Origin of the sequence: Gaetbulibacter saemankumensis DSM 17032, assembly GCF_000425645.1 — a bacterium.
Taxonomy (GTDB): domain Bacteria; phylum Bacteroidota; class Bacteroidia; order Flavobacteriales; family Flavobacteriaceae; genus Gaetbulibacter; species Gaetbulibacter saemankumensis.
In genome coordinates this window covers 53,434-77,529 of sequence record NZ_AUDV01000005.1, presented here as the reverse complement: position 1 = coordinate 77,529, position 24,096 = coordinate 53,434, and the positions used below count along the sequence as shown (strand labels likewise).

The following is a 24,096-nucleotide window of genomic DNA, read 5'->3' as shown; positions in this document are numbered from 1 at the left end:
CAAACACAATTAAACACTTGCCTATAGCATAAAATTACTTTATAAACAAATAACCTTAAGTACAATATCATAGGATTTGTACAGCTTAAAGTAATTAATATGCAAAATCAACTAACATCGGATGCTACTTTAGTACACAGTTATATTAATGGGAATGAATGTGCTTTAGAGATTCTTATTCACAGGCATAAACAAAAGATATACAGTTTTATTTATTCTAAAGTTTACGATAAAGATATCGCTGAAGATATTTTTCAAGATACCTTTATTAAGGTAATACAAACTCTTAAGCGTGGTGCTTATAATGAAGAAGGTAAATTTTTACCATGGGTAATGCGTATTGCTCATAACTTAGTAATCGACTACTTTAGAAAGAATAATAGAATGCCAAAATTTGACAACACTGATGAGTTTGATATTTTTTCTGTTTTAAGTGATAACTCATTAAATGCGGAATCATATTTAATTAAAATGCAGGTTGAAAACGATGTACGCCGGTTAATTGAAGAGTTACCTGAAGACCAAAAACAAGTGCTGCTAATGCGCATTTATGAAGATTTAAGTTTTAAAGATATTTCAGATAAGACAGGGGTAAGTATTAATACGGCGTTGGGACGTATGCGATACGCCTTAATTAACCTCAGAAAGGTGATAGAAAAACATAATATAGTTTTAACAAATTAATACAATAAAGTGAATTTTATAGCGTTAGTAGTGTGTAGCAATCCTTAAACCACTATAATGGCAAAACTTTACTCTGAAAATTCTATTAAAAATTCGAAACACCTAGAACCTAAAGAAGAGACCATCAATTTTCTTCTTAACTATTCAAAAGCTTTAAATGTGATAAATTGTAATAAAATGAAGTTTGAAGCACTTCTAAACTAAGTGTTCGAGAAAAAAGTCCTAAATTCCTTAGGACTTTTTTGCTTTATAATAGTCTTGTATTACAGATTTCCTACCTACGGTTTTAGTAATAACATCCTTGTCTAAATCCCAACCTCTGGCAGGTGAATATTCTCGACCATACCAAATTATTTGAAGGTGTAAGTCATTCCATAATTCTTTGGGAAACAATCGTTTAGCGTCTTTTTCTGTTTGAGCTACATTTTTTCCATTGGACAAACCCCATCGAAACATTAATCGATGGATATGAGTATCTACAGGAAAGGCTGGTATCCCAAAAGCCTGTGATAAAACAACGCCAGCGGTTTTATGACCAACCGCCGGAAGCTCTTCTAAATCCTCAAAATTTTGAGGCACTTCTCCATTGTGTTTTTCAATTAGTATCTTAGATAATCCATGAATACCTTTGCTTTTCATAGGGCTTAAACCAACCGGTTTTATAATTTCTCTGATTTCTTCAACGCTTAATTTTACCATATCATAAGGATTATCAGCCTTTTTAAATAATATAGGTGTAATTTGATTTACTCTCACATCCGTGCTTTGCGCAGACATTAATACAGCGATTAAAAGTGTATATGGATCTTTATGATCTAATGGCACAGGGATGGTAGGGTATAAGTCTTTTAGGGTGTTTATAACAAATGCAACCTTTTCGTCCTTAGTCATGAATAATATTTTTATCATTGCCAAATTTAATATTATAAATTTGACTGAGCACATTGTTTTGAGAGATAAACTATTTCAGTATCTTGCTAAATAATATTGAAAAACAAAAACATTATATGAAAACATTACAAGCAGGAGATCAGGTACCTGATTTTACAGTGAAAGACGAGCAAGGTAATGACGTGTCTTTAAGTGATTTCAAAGGAAAAAAGTTAATTGTTTTTTTCTATCCGAAGGCAAGCACACCAGGTTGTACGGCTGAAGCATGCAATCTAAGAGATAACTATGAAGTCTTAAAAGAGGCTGGGTATTCATTACTAGGTGTAAGTGCTGATAGTGAAAAACGACAGGCTAATTTTAAAGATAAATATAAATTTCCGTTTCCTTTATTAGCCGATGAAGATAAAACAGTAATTAATGCCTTTGGGGTTTGGGGACCTAAAAAATTCATGGGAAAGGAATATGACGGGATTCACCGAAAAACTTTTTTAATTAATGAAGAGGGATTAGTTGAACGCGTAATCGATAAAGTCAAAACAAAAGATCATGCTGCTCAAATTTTAGAATAAAAAAAAGTCCTTCTATTTTTGAAGGACTTTTTTATTTATTTAATTTTTTTTCTGTTTAACAAGGTTAATGGTTTTCTTGAATACCCAAATAATCTGTATTCTTTTATTAAATCGGCAGTACCTTCAGGTACCATCTTTTCCCAGCCAGTATCACCACTTGCAATTAATTGTAGGATCTCTCTTGAGAAGATATTCATAATTTCCGGATCATAATCCTTGATATCAACCACTTTACCATTGTATTTAAAGAATTTATACAATTCTTTCATACGTGGATAAACTTTTAAATTCTCACTAGTGATTAATTCTCCAGTTTCTGGATCTAGCATAGGGTATAGGTAAACCTTTAAATCTTTAAAGAATAATTTTCCGAAGGCCTCTAAAATTCCACCACTAATATGACGATAGTATTTCTCGTCAAAAATATCCACTAAATTACTAACTCCCATAGCTAATCCCATACGTGCTTTGGTGTAGTTTGAGAAGTACTCCACTACCTTATAGTATTCCTGGAAATTAGTAATCATAACTGATTGTCCTAAAGAGCATAGTAGGTCCGCTCGATCTATAAAATCCTGTTCGTCAATTTCGCCTTCAGCTCGTAAATTTGAAAGTGTAATTTCGAAAACTACACAGGTCTTATCAACATCGACTTTGTTTTCAGCAATAAACATTTTATACGACTTCTCGTACATTTCCATATTCACTTTAGTTACGGGTCTAAAACTACCTCTTAAGGCTAAAATGTTCTTTTTGTAAAACACCTTAGCTGGTAACACATTTGTCCCATCTGGCCCAAACATTACCGCATCGGTCATGCCGTTTTTGACAAGTTGCAAACTCATTAACCGGTTGTCTACATTTTTAAAGACAGGTCCTGAAAAGTTAATAGTGTCAATCTCTATTTGATCCTTATGAAGATGATCATATAAATAGCGTAACAATTTTTTCGGTTCATTGTATTTATAAAATGCCCCATAAATCAAGTTTGTTCCTAATACTCCTAAAGTTTCTTGCTGTAATCGAGCATCAGTTTCTTTAAAGCGTACGTGTAAAATAATCTCATTATATTCTCCTTTTGCTTCTACCTGATATTTAATACCAACCCAACCATGTCCTTTAAACTGCTTAGCAAAATCAATAGTTGCAACAGTATTGGCATAAGTAAAGAAAATTTTATTTGGATTCTTCTCACGAGTTAATCGATTCTCCATTAAATTCATCTCATGAGAAAGCATTTTTCGTAAACGCGCCTCGGTTACATAACGCCCATCATCTTCCGCGCCGTAAATAGCGTCACTAAAATCTTTATCATAGGCAGACATAGCTTTTGCTATTGTTCCGGATGCACCACCTGCTCTAAAAAAATGACGACAGGTCTCTTGACCTGCGCCAATTTCAGCAAAGGTTCCGTATATATTTTGATTTAAGTTGATGCGGAGGGCTTTTGATTTTAACGAAGGAATATCATCAAACTCTTTATCTCCTTTTATTCTAATCTCCATAGGCTTTAGGTTAAATTCAATAAAGAGTAAAGATAGAAATTAAGTACCTCAAACAAAAAAATAACCTTATTTTTGAGGAAATTTTATGATATTTTGAAAATTACTTTTCTCGGTACAGGCACATCACAAGGGATCCCTATTATTGGGAGCAATCATCCGGTTTGCTTAAGTGAAAACCCAAAAGATAAACGCTTAAGAGTATCAGTTTTAATTGAGTGGGATAACTATAGTTATGTAATTGATTGTGGTCCAGATTTTAGATATCAAATGTTACGTTCAAAATGCACGCGTATAGATGGCATTTTATTTACTCATGAGCATTCTGATCATGTTATGGGGCTTGATGATATCAGACCTTTTTATTTTAAACAAGGAAATATATCGCTTTATGGGCATCAACGCGTGATAAAGTCTCTTAAACAGCGATTTGATTATATTTTTGCTACAGAAAATAAATATCCTGGAGCGCCTTCTGTAGATATTAATATTTTAGAAAATAAACCATTTAAATTGAACGACTTGAAGGTTGTTCCTATAAATGGTGAGCATGCTGAATTACAAGTTTTCGGATTTCGATTTAAGGATTTCGCTTATTTAACCGATATGAAAACTGTTTCAGATGAAGAAACAAAGAAGCTAAAAGGAGTTAAAATTCTTGTTGTAAATGCGCTCCGAATTGAACCACATAGGTCACACTTTAACTTAAAAGAAGCTTTATGTTTTATTGAAAAAGTGAAACCTGAAAAAGCATACTTAACTCATATTAGTCACTTGCTAGGTTTTCATGATGAAGTTGAAAAAAACTTACCAACCAATGTATTTTTAGCTTACGATCAATTGCAATTATCTATTTAAATAGCACTATGAAACAAAAAATTTTCACCTATCTATTCGTGTTTTCTATTTTATTAATAATCTTTCAATTTATGAATTCGAAACGTGTTTTCGAAGACATGAACAGACAGCTCGGCAATTATAAAGAGCAATATCACTTATATAAAGACTCCGTTAATAAATTAGAAAATGAAATTTCGGAATTGTCACATTTTAATTTTTCTAAAAACGAAGATGCTTTAAGTTATTTTGAAAACAAAGGGCTTTCGGTAAATGGATTAGAAAACCACATAAAAGATGAGCTTTATAAATTAAACGAAGCAAAGGACGAACACCCTATAATACCTTATGCCTCGAGTGAAGGCAGGCGTATGATGATTAACACTATTAAGCTATTAAATCATAAATGGATAATTTCCGACTTTTCTGATGGAGAGTATTGGGGAGAAGTATTTCTGACTTATTATATTAATGAAGACAAAACTGTAGACTTCGAATTAGCAGAATCATTTTTATATCCGTTTAATTAAAATTAATCAACCTTGTAAGCAATACCTTTTTGTTTTCTAGTTTCACCAACATATGAATATTCAAAAGTGTAAGAAGAATCAGTGGTTGTTAAAATCTTTAAATGAATGTCTTTTTTATCGGCCATACTTTTTGGATTGATAGTTTTAAAAACAACCTCACAATCATTAACCCATCTTACTTTTGCAGAATCTATTTTGGCATTGTAGACTTCAATTTGAAACTCTTCTGTTCTACGAAATGTAGATTTATACACAACACCATCTATCACAACTTCACTACGAAATTTGCCCGTTTTAAAATCTTTGCAGTTTCTACTGGATTCATAACAACTAAAACAGCAAAGCAGGAATAAAAGATAAAGGGATTTCATGTATTTAATGATTGAAGTTAAACCTTAATTATAAATCGTAAGCAAAGGTACATAACTAGATTCATTAATTATGGTAGTTTTTAAAAGTGCCGTCAGAATAAAATACAACTATGCGCTCTATAACTTTTCCATTTGTATTTTCTGAAAATATTTTTTCGTTTACGGGATTTACGGAAACCGGCTCTGAGGATGGTCGACTAGGTATTGATGCTTCTTTTTGCATTGTCGGAACAGATGCTTCACTTTCTTTTGATGAAGGGAAGCTTCCTTTGCCATTTAATAACCAATATAATTCCACATCCGGATAAGCAGAAAGAATTTTTAAAACAAACTCCAAACTTGGCTTATTTCTTCCTGATAAAATATGTGAAATACTGGATCGTTGCACTCCAACATTTTCAGCAAAAGAGGAGGCAGATTCACCGTAATAATCCATCACTTTTTCTAATCGCTTTGCGAATTGCTCTGTGTTTACCATTGTATCAGTTTACAAATGTTATTTGTTTACAAATGTAATCAATAATTTTGTATTATATCAAATTTTATGTTTAAAATTGTAATTATACTTAAATTATCACATCAATATATATTAGCTAATATACTAGGGGGTAATATCGTATATTAATTATTTTGATGTACTTTTTTAGATATTTAACACTGTAAACACTGTATATAATTTATGTTTACAGATGTAATAAATTTGATACTAATTTCTGTTTACAATTGTAAAACACCTATTGTTTACAATTGTAAAATATGAAATTCATACATTTGAAGCTTAATTTATAATCATGACATTAGAGGATTTTAAGGCGCTTTATCAATCAAATAAAGAACAAGATTTATCACACAGATATATCACTAATTCACATATTAAACCATTGTTTTCTAAGCTTAATAAAATTGTTGAGATTGAAACCATTGGATATTCAGTATTAAACAACCCTATTTATGGATTAAAAATTGGCTCTGGAGAAAAACGAATTTTAATGTGGTCGCAAATGCATGGTAATGAATCAACTACCACAAAAGCAATTTTTGACTTATTAAACACTTTAGTCAATAATTCAGGAGATATAAATTACATACTAAACTCGTGTAGTTTGTATATCATTCCTATATTAAATCCAGACGGCGCTAGGTCTTATACTCGTATAAATGCTAATGAAGTGGATTTAAATCGTGACGCACAGAACTTAACTCAACCAGAAAGTATCGTGTTGCAAAACGTCTTTAATACATTTAAACCGCACTTTTGTTACAATCTGCATGGGCAACGTACTATATTTAGTGCCGGAAAGACTAATAAGGTGGCTACAGTATCGTTTTTGGCACCTGCACAAGATAAAGATTGCACGGTGACTAAAAATAGAACGCGAGCCATGGAGATTATTAGTGTCATGAACACTGCCTTACAGCAAATCATCCCTAATCAGGTCGGTGTTTACGACGATGCTTTTAATATTAATTGTGTGGGAGATACGTTTCAATCTAAAAATGTTCCAACAATTTTGTTTGAAGCCGGGCATTTCAATAATGATTATGGTCGTGAATTTACAAGAGAGCTCATCTATTTATCTTATATAGTTTCTCTTGATTACATATCATTAAATGATGTTACTGGAGAGAACTACAAGGCTTACTTTAACATTCCTGAAAATGAAAAGTTATTTTTCGATGTTATTATCAAAAATGCTAGGAATGGCAATGATGAAACCGTAGATATTGCCATCCAATACCAAGAACGCTTAAGTGGAGATCTGGTAGTTTTTGTTCCAAAGGTTGAAAAAATTGGAAATTTAGGTCAATTTTATGCTCATAAAAATATAGATGCTAATAGCTTAAAGGTGAAAACTCATAAAGGTGAGGTGGTGAATATTGGGTACGAAAACGATTTCGTTATTATAGAAAATGAAAAAGTATCGTTGTTTTCGTAAAAAAACGTAGTGTTTATATGTAAATATTAACAAAAATGTACTAATTTTGGAATATATTTAAGAATAGTTAATTATGGGGAAAATAAAATTAGACGAAATTGATCACCAAATTCTTGATATGTTAATCGATAACACAAGGATTCCGTTTACAGATATTGCAAAAAAATTATTAATATCAGCAGGTACTGTTCACGTTCGCGTAAAGAAGATGGAAGAGCAGGGAATTATTAGAGGCTCTTCTTTAATGTTAGATTACAAAAAGTTAGGCTATTCGTTTATCGCTTATGTAGGGGTATATTTAAACAACACGTCTCAAACAAAATTTGTTTTAGAACGTATTAGTGAGATTGCTTATGTCACTGTTGCGCATATAACAACGGGGAAGTTTAATATATTCTGCAAAATTAGAGCTAGAAGTACAGAGCATGCAAAAGAAGTTATTTTCCTTTTAGATGATATTGAAGGTGTATATAGAACTGAAACAATGATATCACTAGAAGAAAGCATTAATGACAAGAAAAGATTGATGCATTCTATATTTAACGATATGTAATGTGATCGGTGCTAATTATTACAAAAAAGCTCAACTTAATTTTTAAGTTGAGCTTTTTTGATTTGAGAAGTAGTAACTAAAGTCGTTTGGTTACAGCTTCTTTAAGTACACCTTTTACGTCGTATAAGACACCGTTTGATTTAACCAGACTTGACAATCCTTGGTTTAGAAATTCATTATGAGCTACAGTTAGTACAACAGCGTCATAACAATCTGTTGGTAATTCGTTTGTCATATTTAACTGGTATTCCCTTAAAACTTCGTCGACATTAGCCCATGGATCATAAATTGAAATTTCTGGCCCATAGCTTTTTAACTCCTTAATTAAGTCTACAACTTTTGTATTTCTAACATCCGGACAATTTTCTTTAAAAGTGATACCTAAGATTAAAATTTTAGAACCTTTAATTTTTATATCCTTCAAAGACATGAGTTTAATAACTTCAGATGCGACATATTGCCCCATACCATCATTAACTTTTCTACCTGCAAGAATAATTTCGGGATGATAACCAATTTCTTGAGCCTTTTGTGCTAGGTAGTAAGGATCAACACCGATACAATGTCCGCCAACAAGTCCAGGTTTAAATGGAAGAAAATTCCATTTGGTTCCTGCAGCTTCTAAAACAGCATGAGTGTCAATATTCATTAAGTTGAATATTTTCGCCAATTCATTAACAAATGCAATATTAATATCCCGTTGGGAATTTTCAATTACTTTGGCCGCTTCAGCTACTTTTATGGTTGGAGCTAGATGGGTTCCAGCCTTAATAACACTAGCGTAAAGTTTGTTTACTTTTTCTCCTATTTCTGGTGTTGATCCAGCCGTAACTTTTAGTATATTCTCAATAGTATGAATTTTGTCGCCTGGATTAATTCGTTCTGGAGAATAACCAACAAAAAAATCACTATTATATTTTAAGCCACTGGTTTTTTCCAGTATTGGAACACATTCTTCTTCCGTTGCACCAGGAAATACGGTGGATTCATAAATAACAATATCATCTTTTTTTAATATCTGCCCAACGAACTTACTGGATTTATATAAGGGGCGTAAATCAGGATGATTATTTTCATCAACAGGAGTAGGAACTGTTATAATATAATAATTACAATCTGCAATATCCTTAAGGTATGAGGTGCAAAACAAACCTCTTTCAGGGGTATTGCTAGACTTAAGTACAGATTTAAGTTTATCGTTTTCTATTTCTAAAGTACTGTCAAAACCAGATTGTAATTCTTTGATTCGATCTAATTTAATATCAAACCCTGTTACGCAATATTTTGTAGCAAATAATCTTGCTAATGGTAAACCTACGTAGCCTAAACCTATAATTGCGATTTTTATATCATTCATACCAAATAATCTTTATTTTAAATTGTTCCAATACCAACAAATAGCTTCTTTTAATCCTTTATTAAAGTCGTGTGTCGGTTTGTAATTTAATAAGGTTTTTGCTTTTTGAATAGAGGCTAAGGAATGAGGGATGTCACCAACTCTATTATCTCTAAATTTTATATCAATGTCATTAATCTTACCATCAAATTCAGTTAAATAAGATTTGATAGAGGTGGCTAATTTTAAAAGTGTAGTTCGTTCACCACAAGCCACATTGTAAACAGTATTTAATGCTTCTGGATCCTCAGTAATAAGCGCATTAATATTCATTTGAATCACATTTTCTATATAAGTAAAATCTCTTGAATAACTACCGTCTCCATTAATTACAGGTGATTCGTAGTTTATATACTGCTGTATGAATTTTGGTATAACTGCCGCATATGCGCCATTAGGATCTTGATTTTTACCAAATACATTAAAATAGCGCAGTCCGATTGTATCTAAATTGTAAGTCTTTTTAAAGATGTCAGCATATAATTCGTTTACATATTTGGTAATTGCATATGGAGACAGAGGTTTTCCAATAATATCTTCTTTTTTTGGTAAGGCTTCATGGTCGCCATAAGTTGAAGAACTAGCCGCATAAACAAATCGACTTACGGCATTATCTCTTGCGGCCACCAACATATTTAAAAAACCTGATACATTGACATTGTTTGTTGTAATGGGATCGTTGATAGATCTCGGCACGGATCCTAAGGCAGCCTGATGAAGAATATAATCGACATGCTTACAGGCAATCATGCAATCATGCAAATTTCTTATATCACCTTCAATCAATTTGAAATTTTCATGCTGCAAAAAAGGCGCAATATTTTCATGTTTTCCGGTAGAAAAATTATCTAAGCATATAACATGTGTATTTATAGATAACAGGTGCTCACACAAATTGGAGCCAATAAAACCAGCACCACCTGTGACCAAAACCGTCTTATTTTTTAATTTTTCATACAGATTCATATTCCTTAGTTCATTTCGTTTCTGATAACAAATATTGTAAATTCTAATAGTTTAACTGTCTTTTTTGGAAAGATATTTTTTCTACTGCAAAATACAGTCAAAAATTGAAATCAGGATAGGTTAATTCAATTAATTGATTATGTTTATAGGGTGAATTAAAAGCTAAAATGGAAACAGCGTCTAAAATATATTTATCACCACCACATCTAGGTGATTTTGAAATCGAATATATTAAAAAGGCTTTCGAGTCAAATTGGATCGCACCAATAGGTCCAAATATAGAGTTGTTTGAAAATAAAATCTCGAAATATTTAAATGAACCAGTTCATGCTACAGCCTTGAATTCTGGTACTGCAGCTATCCATTTAGCACTTCAGCTACTTGATGTAAAAGAAGGGGATGAAGTGATTTGTCAAAGTTTTACCTTTGTTGCAACAGCTAATCCTATTATTTATCAGGGAGCGAAACCTGTATTTGTAGATAGCGAATTGGATACTTGGAATATTTGCCCCGAATTACTTGAAACAGCAATATTAGACCGCATTAGTAGGTATAAAAAACCAAAAGCTATTATTGCCGTGCATCTATATGGCATGCCTTATAAGGTTAATGTAATTCATGATATTGCTAAAAAATACGATATTCCTATTATTGAAGATAGTGCCGAAGCGCTTGGTTCGAAATACAACGGTAAATATTGTGGTGTATTTGGAGATTTTAGTGCTTTTTCTTTCAATGGAAACAAAATAATAACGACCTCTGGTGGTGGAGCATTGATTACAAAATCGACTGAATTAAAATCGAAATCGATTTATTTAGCTTCTCAGGCTAAAGAAAACACCGTTCATTATGAACATAATAACACAGGATACAATTATTTATTGAGTAATGTGTTAGCGGGAATAGGCGTTGGACAGATGGAAGTTTTAAATAATAGAATAATAGCCAGACGGTCTAATTTTGAGTTTTATAAAAAGTATTTGTCTCAATATGATGATATTTCTTTTCTGCATGAACCTGAAAACATGTTTAGCAATCGATGGTTATCATGCTTAATTACTACGTCGTTCGAATTAAGAGAACAAATACGATTAGAATTAGAGCAAGAGAACATAGAATCTAAGCCTCTTTGGAAACCCTTACATTTGCAACCTGTTTTTAAAGATTGCCTAAGATTCACTAATAATGTATCAGAAAACCTTTTTGATACAGGCTTATGTTTGCCAAGCGGCTCTAATTTAAATCAAGCAGAATTAATCAGAATTGTTTCGACTATTTCGAAAGTTTTAGAAAACAAATAATAAAGTACTGCGACTTAAGCATTATAATAATCAAAGGACTCTATGATTAAGTCATCTTCAACTAAACAATCTATTTTTGGTTTTCCAATAGCTTCTAAGAGTACGAAATTAATATTACCATGATTATTCTTTTTATCATATTTTAATAAGTCGATAATAGGTGTGTAATCTTCTTTTGGAATGATGATTTTATCGTAATAGTTCAAGAATAGCTTCTTTATCTCGTTGGTGGTTTCCATTGGAAAGCCTGCTAGTTTTGACGATAAATACGAAGCTAAAATCATACCAATTACAATTGCTTCACCATGAAGTAGGGTAGTTCTATTAGGATTGCTTAAATAATAAGATTCTATAGCATGACCTAAGGTATGTCCGTAATTCAAGGTTTTTCTTAAACCATTTTCAAACGGATCTACTTCAACAACATGCTTCTTTATTAGAACAGATTCGTAGATTAATTGATCTAAATCGTCAAGTTTTAATTTTGATAAATCTTGAAATTTGTTCCAATATGCTATATCGCTTATTAAGCCATGTTTTAACATTTCTGCTAAACCTGAACGCATTTGATTTTGAGGCACTGTATTTAAGTAAAACGTATCGATTAATACCAAATCAGGATTACTAATAACGCCTATTTGGTTTTTTAAATGCCCTAGATCTACACCGGTCTTCCCTCCAACAGAAGCATCTACCATAGATAACAGGGTAGTTGGCACATTTACATATGCCATGCCGCGTTTAAAAGTACAAGCAACAAATCCTCCTAAATCGGTAATAACACCACCACCTATATTAATAAGTAAACTTTTTCTGTCAGCATCTAATTCAGAGAGGGCGTTCCAAACTCCCGTACATGTTTCAATAGTCTTGTTTATTTCTCCAGATTCGATCTCAATAATTTCAATACTAATATTGGTGTCCAATTTTTCCAGAAAAATAGGTAAGCAATTTTGGTGAGTATTTTCATCAACTAAAATGAATATTTTTGAAAAATTATTTTCTTTAACATGTTGATTTAAAGATACGTAGCAGTCTTCATTAAAATGAATAGTACAATTTCCTGTAGTAATGGAATCCATGAAATAAATTAACTTTTTTTTAAGTGCGTGAAATTAAGAAGAATTTGGGAAAAAATGATAACTTCGCCACGCTTATATTCAATAATTTTCTCAATTAATGAGTGCCAAAAAACTATTTGACAATACAGAGATTGCTTTTGCGTTAAAAAGCGACTCAGAACTAGAGCGTGCTTATTTCTTATTTAAGATGATATCAATTGAGCCATTGGTGAAAATTGGTACTGCCGCAACAAATTTCGCATTAAAAGCTAAATTACCCATTGAAGGTTTAATACGAGCAACTGTGTTCGACCATTTTTGCGGAGGGGTAAATGAAAAAGACTGCTTACCAGTAATTGATAAAATGTATCAAAAGGGAGTGAGTTCGGTATTAGATTATTCTGTTGAAGGAAAGGAAAATGAACAAGAATTTGATTCTGCTAAAGATATCATTTTAAGAATTATGAACTTTTCAAAAGAAATCAAGGCTATGCCTATCGCCGTTTTTAAACCTACGGGGTTTGGAAGACTAAGTCTTTATGAAAAGGTTGGAAAAGGTGAGGCTCTGACAAGTGAAGAACGGAGTGAATGGAGTCGAGTAGAGGCACGTTTTGATGCTGTTTGCAAACGAGCACAGGATAACAATATAGAAGTCCTAATTGATGCAGAAGAAAGCTGGATGCAGGATGCCGCGGATGCTTTAGTAACTAAAATGATGCAGAAGTACAACACCCAAAAAGCAGTTGTTTTTAATACTTTACAGATGTATCGTCATGATCGTCTTGCTTTTATGAAAAAGGAACATGAAAAAGCTAAAAATGAAGGCTACTTTTTAGGTTATAAATTTGTTCGAGGAGCCTATATGGAAAAGGAGAATGAGCGTGCTGAAAAACGAGGATATACATCTCCAATTTGCCCAAATAAAGCTGCGACAGATGAAAATTTTAATGAAGGATTACGCTACGCAGCTGATCATATCGATACAATTTCTATTTTCAACGGAACACATAATGAAGAAAGTTCATATTTGTTAATGGATTTGATGGAAAGTAAGGGTATTGCCAAAAACGATTCGAGGATTTGGTTTGGACAACTTTACGGAATGAGTGATAACATCAGTTACAATTTAGCTGCCGAAGGATACAACGTTGCTAAATATATGCCATTTGGACCTGTAAAAGACGTGATGCCTTATTTGATTCGTAGAGCAGAAGAGAATACTTCGGTTGCAGGACAAACAGGACGTGAATTAATGTTAATAGAGCGCGAGAAAAAACGCAGAAAATCATAATAATCCTTCAATATAATTTTTTAAAATAATTTTTAAATTATCATTATTAAAACCTGCAGGTATATTTAGAATATCTTGCAGGTTTTTCTTTTTTGGTACTCTAGAGTTCTTTTTTGTTATTTTTAGAATTTCAGGAAAACGAGTCGCTGTTACATCTTCATTTTTAGAGACTATTTTTTCATGAAGTTTTTCTCCGGTTCGTAAACCTACAATATCAACCTTTTTTCTGTAGTCATGTTCTTTCATGATGTAGCTTGCCAATTCAACTATTTTTATTGGAGTACCCATTTCGAAAGTAAATAGATTGCCCTGAGATTTATTGAAAGTTGCAATTTTTAAAATAAGATTACCTGCTTTTTTCTTGCTTATAAAATAACGTGTAGCTTCAGTACTCGTTATGGTTATAGGTTTGTTTTGTTTTATTTGCTCTAAAAAGATAGGTAATGCAGAACCATTTGAGCCAAGAATATTGCCAAAACGAGCGGAAACAAAAGAAATATTATGGTTGTTATTTAATTCCATTAGATAATTTTCAGATATTGCTTTAGTCATTCCCATTACACTAATCGGATCTACAGCCTTATCGGTAGAAATGAAAATAAATTTTCTGCATTTATATTTAATTGCTAATTCAGATAAACAAACAGTCGACCCGATATTTAATGTAATGGCCTCATAAACTTTGCTTTCCATTTCTGGTACATGTTTATGCGCAGCAGTGTGAAAAATTAATGTCGGAGTATACTTTTTAAATAATTCAGTTAAATCACCTCTTTTAGTAATATCTAAACATTCTACTATGATATTAATGTTGCTATCTAAACGTAATTCCTTATTTAATTGAAAAAGTGCGTTTTCAGCAATATCTATAAGAACGAGCTTAAAGAATTTTAACCTAGAAATTCTTTTGACTAATTCGGAACCTAGTGAACCAGCAGCCCCTGTGATTAGGATTGTCTCTTTCTCGAATTCTGAATCAAATGTGTATGCATCATCCTGTTTGGATGGTGTCATTAGCTTTTCCAATTGATGACTTAAAATTACGGGCATTTAAGTTTTTAAGTTTAATAGAATTTCTAAAGTATACTAAATTAATTTGAAGAGCAAATTCAGTAATACATTAAACTAGACATAGTGTTAATTAAATATTACGATGAAAATAGTTCGCCATAATATTTTTAGATCGAATAGAAAGCTACTCTTTTTTAAATAAACCTTGTTAAATTTCAGCTTAGCAGGTATTATGTTTTTTATATAGTAAATTTCGGGAGCTTTTTGATTCTTTAACAATTCAACTTCATTTCGGAAGTTTAAGGATGCTAAACCAGTTAAACCTGGTCTGACGCTAAAAATATTTAAATCATCTTCGTTATAGTAGTTTACAAAATGTCGTAACTCTGCTCTTGGCCCAACAAAACTCATATCTCCTTTTAAGATATTATAAAGTTGCGGGAGTTCATCAATCTTGTAGCGTCTTAAAAACAAACCAACTTTAGTGATTCGCGAATCCTTATTTCCGATAGTTAATAAGCCGTCAAATTCAGAATTAAGCTTCATGGTCCTGAACTTGTAAATTTTAAAATCCTTATTGTGTAATCCAACCCTATTTTGCTTAAAAAACACAGGTCCCTTAGAATTAAATTTAATTAAAATGGCAAGACATAAAAATAAAGGAGAAAGCAATACGAGGCCTAAAGTTGAAAAAAATATATCAAAAGACCGTTTTAGCATTATTAATCCTTTATTTTAAACTGTAGATGTTTAATAGTTGCTGTGCTATCACAGTTCTCTATAGTTAAAAGAACCTCCTTGTTACCATAATCACCTTCAACTTCATAAATCCCACAAGGTTTTTTTCTAGATTCACTTGTCGAAAAATTTACACTTCCCTTCTTTAAAACATATGGCACCAATAACGAATCGATATGATTTTCTAAGATTATTTTATTTACTATATCAGAATATTCAATATTTTTCTGTCTAATATTTTTTAAAACCCTTGCTTCAGGACCATAACTACATGATGTTTTTTTTCCATTTAAAAAGAAAGCTAAAATGATTAATCCCATGGAAAAACCACCGAGATAGTAACCTATACGTTGTATTAATTTCATTAATGTTTTTTAAAAGCTAAAGAGTAGATGTTCTTAGAAAATAATTAAATTAATATCACTGTAATTTAAATCGAACCATTCTCCAACCGATTTACTAGTTAAAATTCCGTGGTAAAAATACAACCCATTTTTTAAACCCTTATCAAATCTTAAGGAATTTTCAATACCACCATCATCTGCAATTTTTAATAAATATGGGGTAAATATATTACTGATTGACAATGAAGATGTTCTAGAATATCTTGCCGGTATATTAGGAACACAATAATGTACTACACCATATTTAATAAATGTAGGGTTCTTGTGGGAGGTAACCTCGCTAGTTTCAACACATCCTCCCATATCGATACTTACGTCTATAAGTATGGATCCTTTTTTCATCGATTCAACCATAGATTCATTCACAATAACAGGGGCTCTATTGGATCCGCGAACAGCTCCAATAAGGACATCACAACGTTTTAAGGCTTTGGTTAAATTTTTAGGTTGAATGGTAGAGGTGTATAGAGGGCGTCCTAAATGTGCCTGAACTCTCCTAAGTTTTGTTATAGAATTATCAAATATTTTCACACTTGCACCCAAACCAATAGAGCTTCTGGCTGCAAATTCACCAACGGTTCCGGCTCCAAGAATTACAACCTCTAAAGGGGGTACCCCACTTATATTGCCAAACATACGTCCGTTTCCGCTACTTGAATCAGATAACAATTCAGAAGCTATTAAAACCGAAGCTGTACCTGCAATTTCACTTTGAGATTTTACCGCTGGATAATTCCCGTCAGAATCTCTAATAAATTCAAACGCCAAAGCCGTGATGCGCTTTGCTGCAAGGGCTTCAAAGTATTTTTTTGTTTGTGTTTTTATTTGTAAAGCAGAAATTAAAATAGTTTGTGGATTTATAAGTTTAATTTCATCTAAAGTGGGCGGCTCTACTTTTAAAATCATTGGGCAAGCAAACACTTTAGCTGTGTCATTGGTAATTTCGGCACCGGCTTCACTATAATCCCTATCTACAAAATTAGCCCCATCACCTGCACCAGATTCTAAAATCACTTGATGTCCGTTACTAACTAATGCATAAACAGCATCAGGAGTTAAACATACCCGCTTTTCCTGATAAGAATTTTCTTTAGGTATTCCTATAAATAGATTTCCTTTTTTTTTGAATATTTCAAGCGTTTCTTCTTGTGGTAATAATTGCTGCTTAGTAAAAGGAGATAACTGTTTAGACATGTTTGGTTGAATTAGAATAAATCAAATTACGAATATTTTCCCTATTGTTTTAATTTATCCCAAAAATAACTATTTTACGCTTATTAGGCATTCCTTTTATTCGAACTAAATAAAAAAGTGAGAATTTTATGGTTTTCCCTCAAAGCGATTCAAATTAAATATTTTAAGTTTGTAGTTATAACCCAATCCATGACAGAAAAATTTCTTTTTTATTTAGCATTTCTTTTGTCCAGTCTCAGTTATAGTCAGGTTTTTTTTCTGAAAGGGCAGGTTATGGATCATTCCGGCACAGAAATTCCTTTCTGTAATGTAACGATCTTAAATCAAGAAGAGTCTAAAATTTTATTTGGGACCACAACTAATGAAAATGGGATATTCCGCCTAGAAAACATAAATACAGGAGATTATTATATAAAAATAACCTATTTAGGCTTTGAAAATTACCTGTCAGAGATTAATATAAACTCTGACAAAGATTTAGGAACTATTGTTTTAAATGAAAAAACAGAATCACTAAAAGGAGTAACTATTACTGCAAAACGCCCAACAATTAAAAGACTAGTGGATCGATTGGTGTTTAATGTAGAAAATTCAACATTATCAAATAATAATATTTTAGATGTACTTAAACATGCTCCGGGGGTATTTGTTTCCAATGACAAAATAACTGTGAAAAATGGTAGTCCGACTATTTATATAAATGACCGAAAAGTGCATTTATCTACTAATGAGGTTCAGCAATTATTGGAAGGCACTTCCGCGAGTAATATTAAATCCATTGAAGTCATTACGAACCCTCCTGCAAAATATGAAGCTGAAGGAGGAGCTGTAATTAATATAATTACAAGTAAAAATATTATTTCTGGATATAACGGAAGTATTTTTGGTAATTACAAGCAAGGTTCCAATTATCCGAAATATATGGTTGGTACTAGTCATTTCTTTAAAACGAAAAAATTAAACACATACTTAAATTATAGTTATAGTCCCCGCAAAGATTACCGCAACAATGATGAATTTATAAATTTCATAGATAACAATCAAATTGATTCACGTTGGCAAACAGACTACAAAAGAACAAAGCAATCAGCTCATCATAATATAAACGCCAATTTGGATTACAATTTTGACCAATTTAATTCAATAGGATTTTCATCTAACATATTAATAGCTCCAAAAGAGAACACTAAAACGAAAGTCAATTCTTTAACCGAGGTTTATAGTAGTAATATTGTTTTGGACTCTTTGTTTAATACAGAAAACAACTCCTTTGGTGAAACCTTTAATTTAGCTTTTACTTTAGATTATACCCATAAATTTAAAAAGGTAGGAGAGAAGCTGTCGGTGAGTTTACATCATACTAATTATGACGATACTAATTTTCAGGACGTCTACACCGATTATTTTTTACCAGATAATAACAATCCTTTTAATACAAACAATTTTCAAACCCATTCCAGGCAATATATTAAACTCTACACTGGGCAATTAGACTATGAATTACCCACTAGCGAAACAGATTTGTTTGAAGCGGGCATAAAAATCTCTAGTATTAATTCTGATAACTTATTAACTCAATATACTATAGAAAATGAGGTCATGATCCAAGATTTTGGAAATACGGATACTTTCTTGTACGACGAGATGAATTATGCTGGTTACTTGAGTTATTCTAAAGATTGGTCGAAATGGAATTTAAAAGCAGGGCTACGAACCGAATATACTAGTTTAAAAGGAGTGTCTGTGTCTTTAAATACTGAAAACAAAAAGGATTATGTGAAATTTTTCCCTTCTATCCATATTTTGAAAAGATTTGATTCTGATGATGAAATTTATTTCAACTATAACCGAAGGATTTTCAGACCTCGATACAGTCAATTAAACCCTTTTAGATATTACTTTAATGATAATAGCTTTATGACTGGAGACCCTAAATTAAAACCTCAAATTGATGATGTTTTTACACTGGGATATACTATAGATCAAAAGTATACTTTCGAGGTGTATTATAGGCAAGAATATGATACGGCTTTACAGATCGTCTTTCAAGACAATGAAGATAGGTTGATTAAATATGTAAATACAAATATAGACAATAGTATTTCTTACGGTCTAGATTTTACAACCTATACTTCAATTACCAAAAACTGGGATTTTTATTGTTTTTCATCTGTGTTTTTTTATCAAAACAATTTTTTTGCCTTGGCAAGTAATAATGAGTTAACCTCTACTAATCAGTGGTCTTATTACGGGCAATTCGCAAATTACTTTAGTATTCTAAAGGACAAGAGCTTGATAGCTGATTTAAGTTTGTCTTACATATCTCCTGTTAATGATGGACCAAAATTAGGTAGTGAACGAATGGGGGTAGATATTAATTTTAAAAAGACCTTCTTTGAGGATAGAGCTTCCTTAAACATTGGTGTTACAGATATATTTAATACTCAAAATTTTAGTGAAACGACTAAATATTTAAATCAGGATATTTACAGTAAGAGTTATATAGAAAACCGATTATTTGTTATTGGTTTTAATTATAACTTTGGCAATTCCAAATTAACAACCAATGAAAAGTCTATAGAATCAGAGGAGAGAGAAAGACTTTAACTTCATTATGCTTTTTAATCATATTTTCTTTTAGAAATATTGGCGTATTTTGTCCCAGAAATTTTTAGGAGACACTTTAAATTCATCTTCCAGCTCTTCTAAAGTTTTGCTTGCGGTATTGATTTTATTAAAAATTTGAGCTCTTATCAAATATATAGATGGCACTATTATGGCCATAATTGGAATTAAGTAAATTAGCTGATTGGAATCTACATAATTTAAGTCATCATTTAATGTTATGAATATTTGGTATGCATACATGGCAATAGGAACTAAAAGCACGTGATACCACCAATGTCTACAGGTAAAGAACCAAATGAAAAACAAAAATAGAGGTATCATTTTGCCTGTTAAAGTCCATGCAACTGTTAAAACACTTCCATAATATTTGCTGTCATATGTAAACAAAAAAGTGTTCCAAACACGAATATCTGGAACACTTTCATATAAATAAAAGAAATAAGGAGTTAACGCAATTAAAGTTGCGATTAAACTCCCTATAATCAAACTTTTCCTATCCAGCCGATGGAATTCTGATTTTTGATCTTTCAATTTTTGCTGTTTGTTCTCCATCTTGGTTTACAGTGTTTGCTGCATAAGCCGTGAACAACATTCCTCCGAAAATCGCTATAGCGATAACATACTTTTTAGTTTTCATTTTATAAGGGATTTAATTAATTAATTACCCAAATGTAACTAAAGAGTAAATGGTGATTTCTGGTAAAATGTTAAAAAAATGTTAAAACAAGTTGTTTTTACCTTTTTTACTTGCGGATTTACCGTAAAACACCATTTTTCAAAGCAATATGTCTACTTATTATACATCAAAATTGATTATAAATCTATTTTAAAACTAACTTCCTAGTATTATCTTTATATAATTCAATTTGAATCACGTTATAATTATTTTCTAATAACGGCTCAATGATTTCTGGCCATTCAATTAATACCCAGTTATCAGAATCTAAATAATCTTCTATCCCAAAATTATAAGCTTCTTCAATATCGTTTATTCTATATAAGTCAAAATGATAAGCTCTGTCATCTCCTAAATCATACTCGTTAACAATAGAGAATGTTGGGCTATTTGCTTCATCCTGGCTTCCTAATTTTTTAATTAAAGCTTTAATTAATGTTGTTTTTCCAACACCCATATCACCAATAAGCAATAGGGTTTTGGTTTTGAGATTATTAATTAATTCTTGAGCCACCTTATCGACGTTTTCAAGATTATAAATTATTTCCAAACACTTTAATTTTAATTACAATAATACAATTTTTATATGAATACACCTAAAAAATATGCGTTTTGTCGATTTAATACTACCTTACATAGATTATTTCGGATTAAATACCACAAACGGTATAATCATTTCTTCTAAAGAAACCCCACCGTGTTGATAAGTGTTTCTATAGTAACTCACATAGTGATTATAGTTATTAGGATAAGCAAAGAACAAATCCGTTTTCGCAAATATAAACGAACTACTCATATTAATACTAGGCAAATGAACTTCCTTGGGGTTTTTAAACTCAATAACATCTTTATTATCATAAGTTAAACTTCGTCCGGTTTTGTAGCGAAGATTTAAACTAGTGTCTCTGTCGCCAATTACTTTTGATGGGTTTTTTACATTTATAGTACCGTGATCTGTGGTTAATATCAGCTTAAATCCAAGTTGTTGAGCTTTTTGTATCATCTCAAACAATGGTGAATTTTTAAACCAGCTCACGGCTAATGATCGATAAGCTTTGTCATTAGAAGCTAACTCCTTTACAACTTCCATTTCAGTTTTAGAATGCGATAGCATATCTACGAAATTATAAACCACAACCGTTAAATCATTATTTTTTAAAGATTTGAAATTTTCAACGAGTTTTTTCCCAGTCTTTAAGTTTGTGATTTTGTGAAATTCACAAGTTAAGTGTGTTAAACCTAAACGTTTTATTTGCGATTCAAGAAAATCGGCTTCATGCAAATTTTTCCCACCCTCATCGGTATCGTTTTTCCAAAATTGAGGAAAAAGTTTTTCCATATCACCTGGCATTAAACCAGAAAAAATGGCGTTTCTGGCATATTGAGTCGCGGTAGGTAGAATACTATAAAAAGCCTCTTCTTTATCTTTCTTATAATATCCGTTAATTATGGGCTCAAAAACCTTCCACTGATCATAGCGTAAATTATCTACAACAACTAATAGGGTAGGTTGCTCCTTATTTAATTCTGGAACTATTTTCTCCTTGAATAAAGTGTGGGACATTACTGGGGCATCATAATAGGGTTCAAACCATTTAGCATAGTTTTTTTCTATGAATTTCCCGAATTGAATGTTTGCTTCTGTTTTTTGAGATTCTAAAATCTCAAACATACCTGCATCTTCAATATCTTCAAGTTGAAGTTCCCAGTAAATTAATTTCTGATATAACGTAGCCCATTCTTCAAAAGAATTTACCATCGTTAAATCCATAGCTATTTTTCTAAATTCCTGCTGGTAATTAGAAGTCGTCTTTTCTGAAACCAGTCTGGAATGATCCAAATTCTTCTTAAGACTTAATAGTATCTGATTTGGATTTACCGGTTTAATTAAGTAATCGGCAATTTTACTACCGATAGCTTCTTCCATTATGTATTCTTCCTCGCTTTTTGTAATCATAACCACTGGAAGATTATCTTGTTTTTCTTTTATTTCATTTAATGTTTCCAGACCTGTTAACCCAGGCATGTTTTCATCTAAAAAAACAATATCAAATTTTTCGGTATCTAAAATATCGATAGCTTCACTACCACTTTTACAAGTAACCACGTCATAATTTTTCTTTTCCAAAAATATAATATGAGGCTTTAATAAGTCTATTTCATCATCAACCCAAAGTATTTTTATGTTACTCATGTATCTTATTTATTTTAGAAATTAATTTAAACTATGGACTTTAGTACTATATATTTATATTTGTTAATGCAACACGATAATTAATAAACGTTTGAACAAACTTAAAATATTAAACGACCCAATTTACGGATTTATTACTATTCCAAATTCATTAATATTCGATTTAATTCAACATAAATACTTTCAACGCTTACGAAGAATCACTCAAATGGGGATGTCTTATTTGGTGTATCCAGGAGCTCATCATACACGGTTTCATCATGCAATTGGATGTATTCACTTAATGAAGCAAACTATCAACGTGCTTCGTTTTAAAGGTGTTACAGTTTCTAAGGAAGAAGAAACAGGGCTTTATGCGGCTATTTTACTTCATGATATTGGTCATGGTCCATTTTCACATGCTATGGAGCATAGTATTGTAGAAGGTGTTTCACATGAACAAATTTCCTTACTTTTTATGGAGCAACTGAATAAGGAATTTAACGGAAATTTAACACTAGCTATTAAGATTTTTAAAGGCGAATACCATCGCAAATTCATGTGTCAGCTAATATCGGGGCAATTTGATATTGACCGAGCAGATTATCTTAAGCGGGATAGTTTCTATACTGGTGTTGCAGAAGGAAATATTAATAGTGAACGTCTCATTACTATGTTGAATGTAGTAGATGATCATCTTGTTTTTGAAGAAAAGGGTATTTACAGTGTGGAGAAATTTATTGTGGCACGACGATTCATGTATTGGCAAGTCTATCTGCATAAAACCGGTTTAGCTGCAGAACAATTATTAATAAGAGTGTTGCAACGTGCTAAAGAATTATATAGCCAAGGGGTTAAATTAGAAGCGGGAACATCATTGATTTATTTTTTGGAAAATAAAATATCCATTGAAAATTTTAGTAATCAGGTTCTGGACATTTATGCTGAATTAGATGATTTTGATATTGTATCAGCAATGAAACATTGGAAGAATCATGATGATTTTGTTTTAAGCAGACTTTGCCAGATGATTCTTAATCGGAATTTACCGGCCATAAAACTTAAAAAGAAACCAATAAAACCAGAAAATTTAGACAAAAATCTAAAAGAAGTCATGGAGTTTTACAATATTGAAAAGCATGAAGCTCGTTATTTTGTTTTTACAGGAAGTATTTTTAATCAGGCTTATCAGTTAAAACACAAGGGTATAAATATTATGCATAAATCTGGAAAAATACAGGATATCGTGAAGGCATCCGACCAGTTAAATTTAAAAGCTTTGTCTAAACCGGTTACAAAATATTATATCTGCTATCCTAAGGGGAAACTTTAGGACATTTTTCCTATTTTTGCACATCTAATTAAAAACAATAAACTTTAAGT

At 31.7% G+C, this 24,096-nt stretch carries 25 protein-coding genes; 11 read left to right on the top strand and 14 right to left on the bottom strand.

The genetic code is table 11. From position 1 onward, the window contains the following. Positions 1–99 precede the first annotated feature (99 nt). Both H611_RS0100415 and H611_RS14790 read left to right on the top strand, forming a co-directional pair. Entirely contained in the window at positions 100–684 is a 585-nt protein-coding gene (locus tag H611_RS0100415; protein WP_027136487.1) for an RNA polymerase sigma factor, read from the top strand. A gap of 57 nt (positions 685–741) precedes the next feature. Then, a complete protein-coding gene (locus H611_RS14790; RefSeq protein WP_169515970.1) occupies positions 742–888 on the top strand; it encodes a hypothetical protein in 147 nt (48 codons plus the stop codon). 27 nt (positions 889–915) lie between these two features. On the opposite strand, the gene H611_RS0100410 is transcribed toward H611_RS14790, so the two are convergent. Next, the gene (locus tag H611_RS0100410) at positions 916–1,575 is read right to left on the bottom strand and encodes an endonuclease III domain-containing protein (RefSeq protein ID WP_027136486.1); all 660 of its coding nucleotides are present in this window, start codon (positions 1,573–1,575) and stop codon (positions 916–918) included. Between the two features lie 116 nt (positions 1,576–1,691). Here H611_RS0100410 and bcp point away from each other — a divergent pair, with 116 nt between their 5' ends. Further along, positions 1,692–2,144: a thioredoxin-dependent thiol peroxidase gene (gene bcp / locus H611_RS0100400; RefSeq protein WP_027136485.1), complete on the top strand. Its 453-nt coding sequence runs from the start codon at positions 1,692–1,694 to the stop codon at positions 2,142–2,144. 35 nt (positions 2,145–2,179) lie between these two features. On the opposite strand, the gene H611_RS0100395 is transcribed toward bcp, so the two are convergent. Then, a complete protein-coding gene (locus H611_RS0100395; protein WP_027136484.1) occupies positions 2,180–3,649 on the bottom strand; it encodes a nicotinate-nucleotide adenylyltransferase in 1,470 nt (489 codons plus the stop codon). A 93-nt stretch (positions 3,650–3,742) separates the two neighbouring features. Between H611_RS0100395 and H611_RS0100390 the strand changes: the two genes are divergently transcribed. Together H611_RS0100390 and H611_RS0100385 are read left to right on the top strand one after the other, a co-directional pair. Continuing rightward, entirely contained in the window at positions 3,743–4,504 is a 762-nt protein-coding gene (locus H611_RS0100390; RefSeq protein ID WP_027136483.1) for an MBL fold metallo-hydrolase, read from the top strand. Positions 4,505–4,512: 8 nt separating this feature from the next. Next, the gene (locus H611_RS0100385; protein WP_027136482.1) at positions 4,513–5,013 is read left to right on the top strand and encodes a hypothetical protein; all 501 of its coding nucleotides are present in this window, start codon (positions 4,513–4,515) and stop codon (positions 5,011–5,013) included. 2 nt (positions 5,014–5,015) lie between these two features. On the opposite strand, the gene H611_RS0100380 is transcribed toward H611_RS0100385, so the two are convergent. Together H611_RS0100380 and H611_RS0100375 are read right to left on the bottom strand one after the other, a co-directional pair. Then, positions 5,016–5,384, bottom strand: a complete 369-nt coding sequence (locus H611_RS0100380) for a hypothetical protein (protein WP_051238666.1) — start codon at positions 5,382–5,384, stop codon at positions 5,016–5,018. Between the two features lie 64 nt (positions 5,385–5,448). Next, positions 5,449–5,862 carry a helix-turn-helix domain-containing protein gene (locus H611_RS0100375; protein ID WP_027136480.1) on the bottom strand — a complete coding sequence of 138 codons (414 nt, stop codon included), beginning with the start codon at positions 5,860–5,862 and terminating at the stop codon, positions 5,449–5,451. A 313-nt stretch (positions 5,863–6,175) separates the two neighbouring features. Here H611_RS0100375 and H611_RS0100370 point away from each other — a divergent pair, with 313 nt between their 5' ends. After that, complete coding sequence (locus H611_RS0100370) at positions 6,176–7,321, top strand: M14 family zinc carboxypeptidase (RefSeq protein ID WP_027136479.1); 1,146 nt, start codon at positions 6,176–6,178, stop codon at positions 7,319–7,321. Between the two features lie 73 nt (positions 7,322–7,394). Continuing rightward, positions 7,395–7,874: an Lrp/AsnC family transcriptional regulator gene (locus H611_RS0100365; RefSeq protein ID WP_027136478.1), complete on the top strand. Its 480-nt coding sequence runs from the start codon at positions 7,395–7,397 to the stop codon at positions 7,872–7,874. A gap of 76 nt (positions 7,875–7,950) precedes the next feature. Here H611_RS0100365 and H611_RS0100360 read toward each other — a convergent pair whose 3' ends face one another. Both H611_RS0100360 and H611_RS0100355 read right to left on the bottom strand, forming a co-directional pair. After that, a complete protein-coding gene (locus tag H611_RS0100360) occupies positions 7,951–9,231 on the bottom strand; it encodes a nucleotide sugar dehydrogenase (protein WP_027136477.1) in 1,281 nt (426 codons plus the stop codon). Between the two features lie 12 nt (positions 9,232–9,243). After that, positions 9,244–10,236, bottom strand: a complete 993-nt coding sequence (locus H611_RS0100355; protein ID WP_027136476.1) for an SDR family oxidoreductase — start codon at positions 10,234–10,236, stop codon at positions 9,244–9,246. A gap of 167 nt (positions 10,237–10,403) precedes the next feature. On the opposite strand from H611_RS0100355, the gene H611_RS0100350 reads away from it, so the two are divergent. Further along, entirely contained in the window at positions 10,404–11,537 is a 1,134-nt protein-coding gene (locus tag H611_RS0100350) for a DegT/DnrJ/EryC1/StrS family aminotransferase (protein ID WP_027136475.1), read from the top strand. Positions 11,538–11,551: 14 nt separating this feature from the next. Here the strand turns inward: H611_RS0100350 and aroB are convergent, their stop codons facing one another. Continuing rightward, positions 11,552–12,619 (bottom strand): 3-dehydroquinate synthase, encoded by a 1,068-nt coding sequence (gene aroB / locus H611_RS0100345; RefSeq protein ID WP_027136474.1) that lies wholly within the window; start codon positions 12,617–12,619, stop codon positions 11,552–11,554. A gap of 97 nt (positions 12,620–12,716) precedes the next feature. Here aroB and H611_RS0100340 point away from each other — a divergent pair, with 97 nt between their 5' ends. Beyond that, positions 12,717–13,889, top strand: a complete 1,173-nt coding sequence (locus H611_RS0100340) for a proline dehydrogenase family protein (protein ID WP_027136473.1) — start codon at positions 12,717–12,719, stop codon at positions 13,887–13,889. Here H611_RS0100340 and H611_RS13715 read toward each other — a convergent pair. The 4 genes from H611_RS13715 to H611_RS0100320 all read right to left on the bottom strand — a co-directional run bounded on the left by H611_RS13715 (position 13,884) and on the right by H611_RS0100320 (position 17,236). After that, positions 13,884–14,939, bottom strand: coding sequence for a polysaccharide biosynthesis protein (locus H611_RS13715; protein ID WP_084158107.1), 1,056 nt, complete (start codon positions 14,937–14,939; stop codon positions 13,884–13,886). The two genes, H611_RS0100340 and H611_RS13715, sit on opposite strands and share 6 nt — an antisense overlap. An 87-nt stretch (positions 14,940–15,026) precedes the next feature. Continuing rightward, a complete protein-coding gene (locus H611_RS0100330) occupies positions 15,027–15,620 on the bottom strand; it encodes a sugar transferase (RefSeq protein WP_027136472.1) in 594 nt (197 codons plus the stop codon). Between the two features lie 2 nt (positions 15,621–15,622). Further along, positions 15,623–16,003, bottom strand: coding sequence for a hypothetical protein (locus tag H611_RS0100325; protein WP_027136471.1), 381 nt, complete (start codon positions 16,001–16,003; stop codon positions 15,623–15,625). 33 nt (positions 16,004–16,036) lie between these two features. Next, entirely contained in the window at positions 16,037–17,236 is a 1,200-nt protein-coding gene (locus H611_RS0100320; RefSeq protein ID WP_027136470.1) for an alanine dehydrogenase, read from the bottom strand. A 189-nt stretch (positions 17,237–17,425) separates the two neighbouring features. Here H611_RS0100320 and H611_RS0100315 point away from each other — a divergent pair, with 189 nt between their 5' ends. Further along, positions 17,426–19,843 (top strand): outer membrane beta-barrel family protein, encoded by a 2,418-nt coding sequence (locus H611_RS0100315; protein WP_027136469.1) that lies wholly within the window; start codon positions 17,426–17,428, stop codon positions 19,841–19,843. A gap of 30 nt (positions 19,844–19,873) precedes the next feature. Here the strand turns inward: H611_RS0100315 and H611_RS0100310 are convergent, their stop codons facing one another. The 3 genes from H611_RS0100310 to porX all read right to left on the bottom strand — a co-directional run bounded on the left by H611_RS0100310 (position 19,874) and on the right by porX (position 22,734). Then, on the bottom strand, positions 19,874–20,416 hold the full coding sequence (locus H611_RS0100310; RefSeq protein ID WP_027136468.1) for a hypothetical protein: 543 nt from the start codon (positions 20,414–20,416) through the stop codon (positions 19,874–19,876). A gap of 269 nt (positions 20,417–20,685) precedes the next feature. Further along, positions 20,686–21,090, bottom strand: coding sequence for a tRNA (adenosine(37)-N6)-threonylcarbamoyltransferase complex ATPase subunit type 1 TsaE (gene tsaE, locus H611_RS0100300; RefSeq protein ID WP_027136467.1), 405 nt, complete (start codon positions 21,088–21,090; stop codon positions 20,686–20,688). A gap of 90 nt (positions 21,091–21,180) precedes the next feature. Then, positions 21,181–22,734: a T9SS response regulator signal transducer PorX gene (gene porX / locus H611_RS0100295; protein WP_027136466.1), complete on the bottom strand. Its 1,554-nt coding sequence runs from the start codon at positions 22,732–22,734 to the stop codon at positions 21,181–21,183. 91 nt (positions 22,735–22,825) lie between these two features. Between porX and H611_RS0100290 the strand changes: the two genes are divergently transcribed. Then, positions 22,826–24,046 carry an HD domain-containing protein gene (locus H611_RS0100290; RefSeq protein WP_245574746.1) on the top strand — a complete coding sequence of 407 codons (1,221 nt, stop codon included), beginning with the start codon at positions 22,826–22,828 and terminating at the stop codon, positions 24,044–24,046. Positions 24,047–24,096 lie beyond the last annotated feature (50 nt).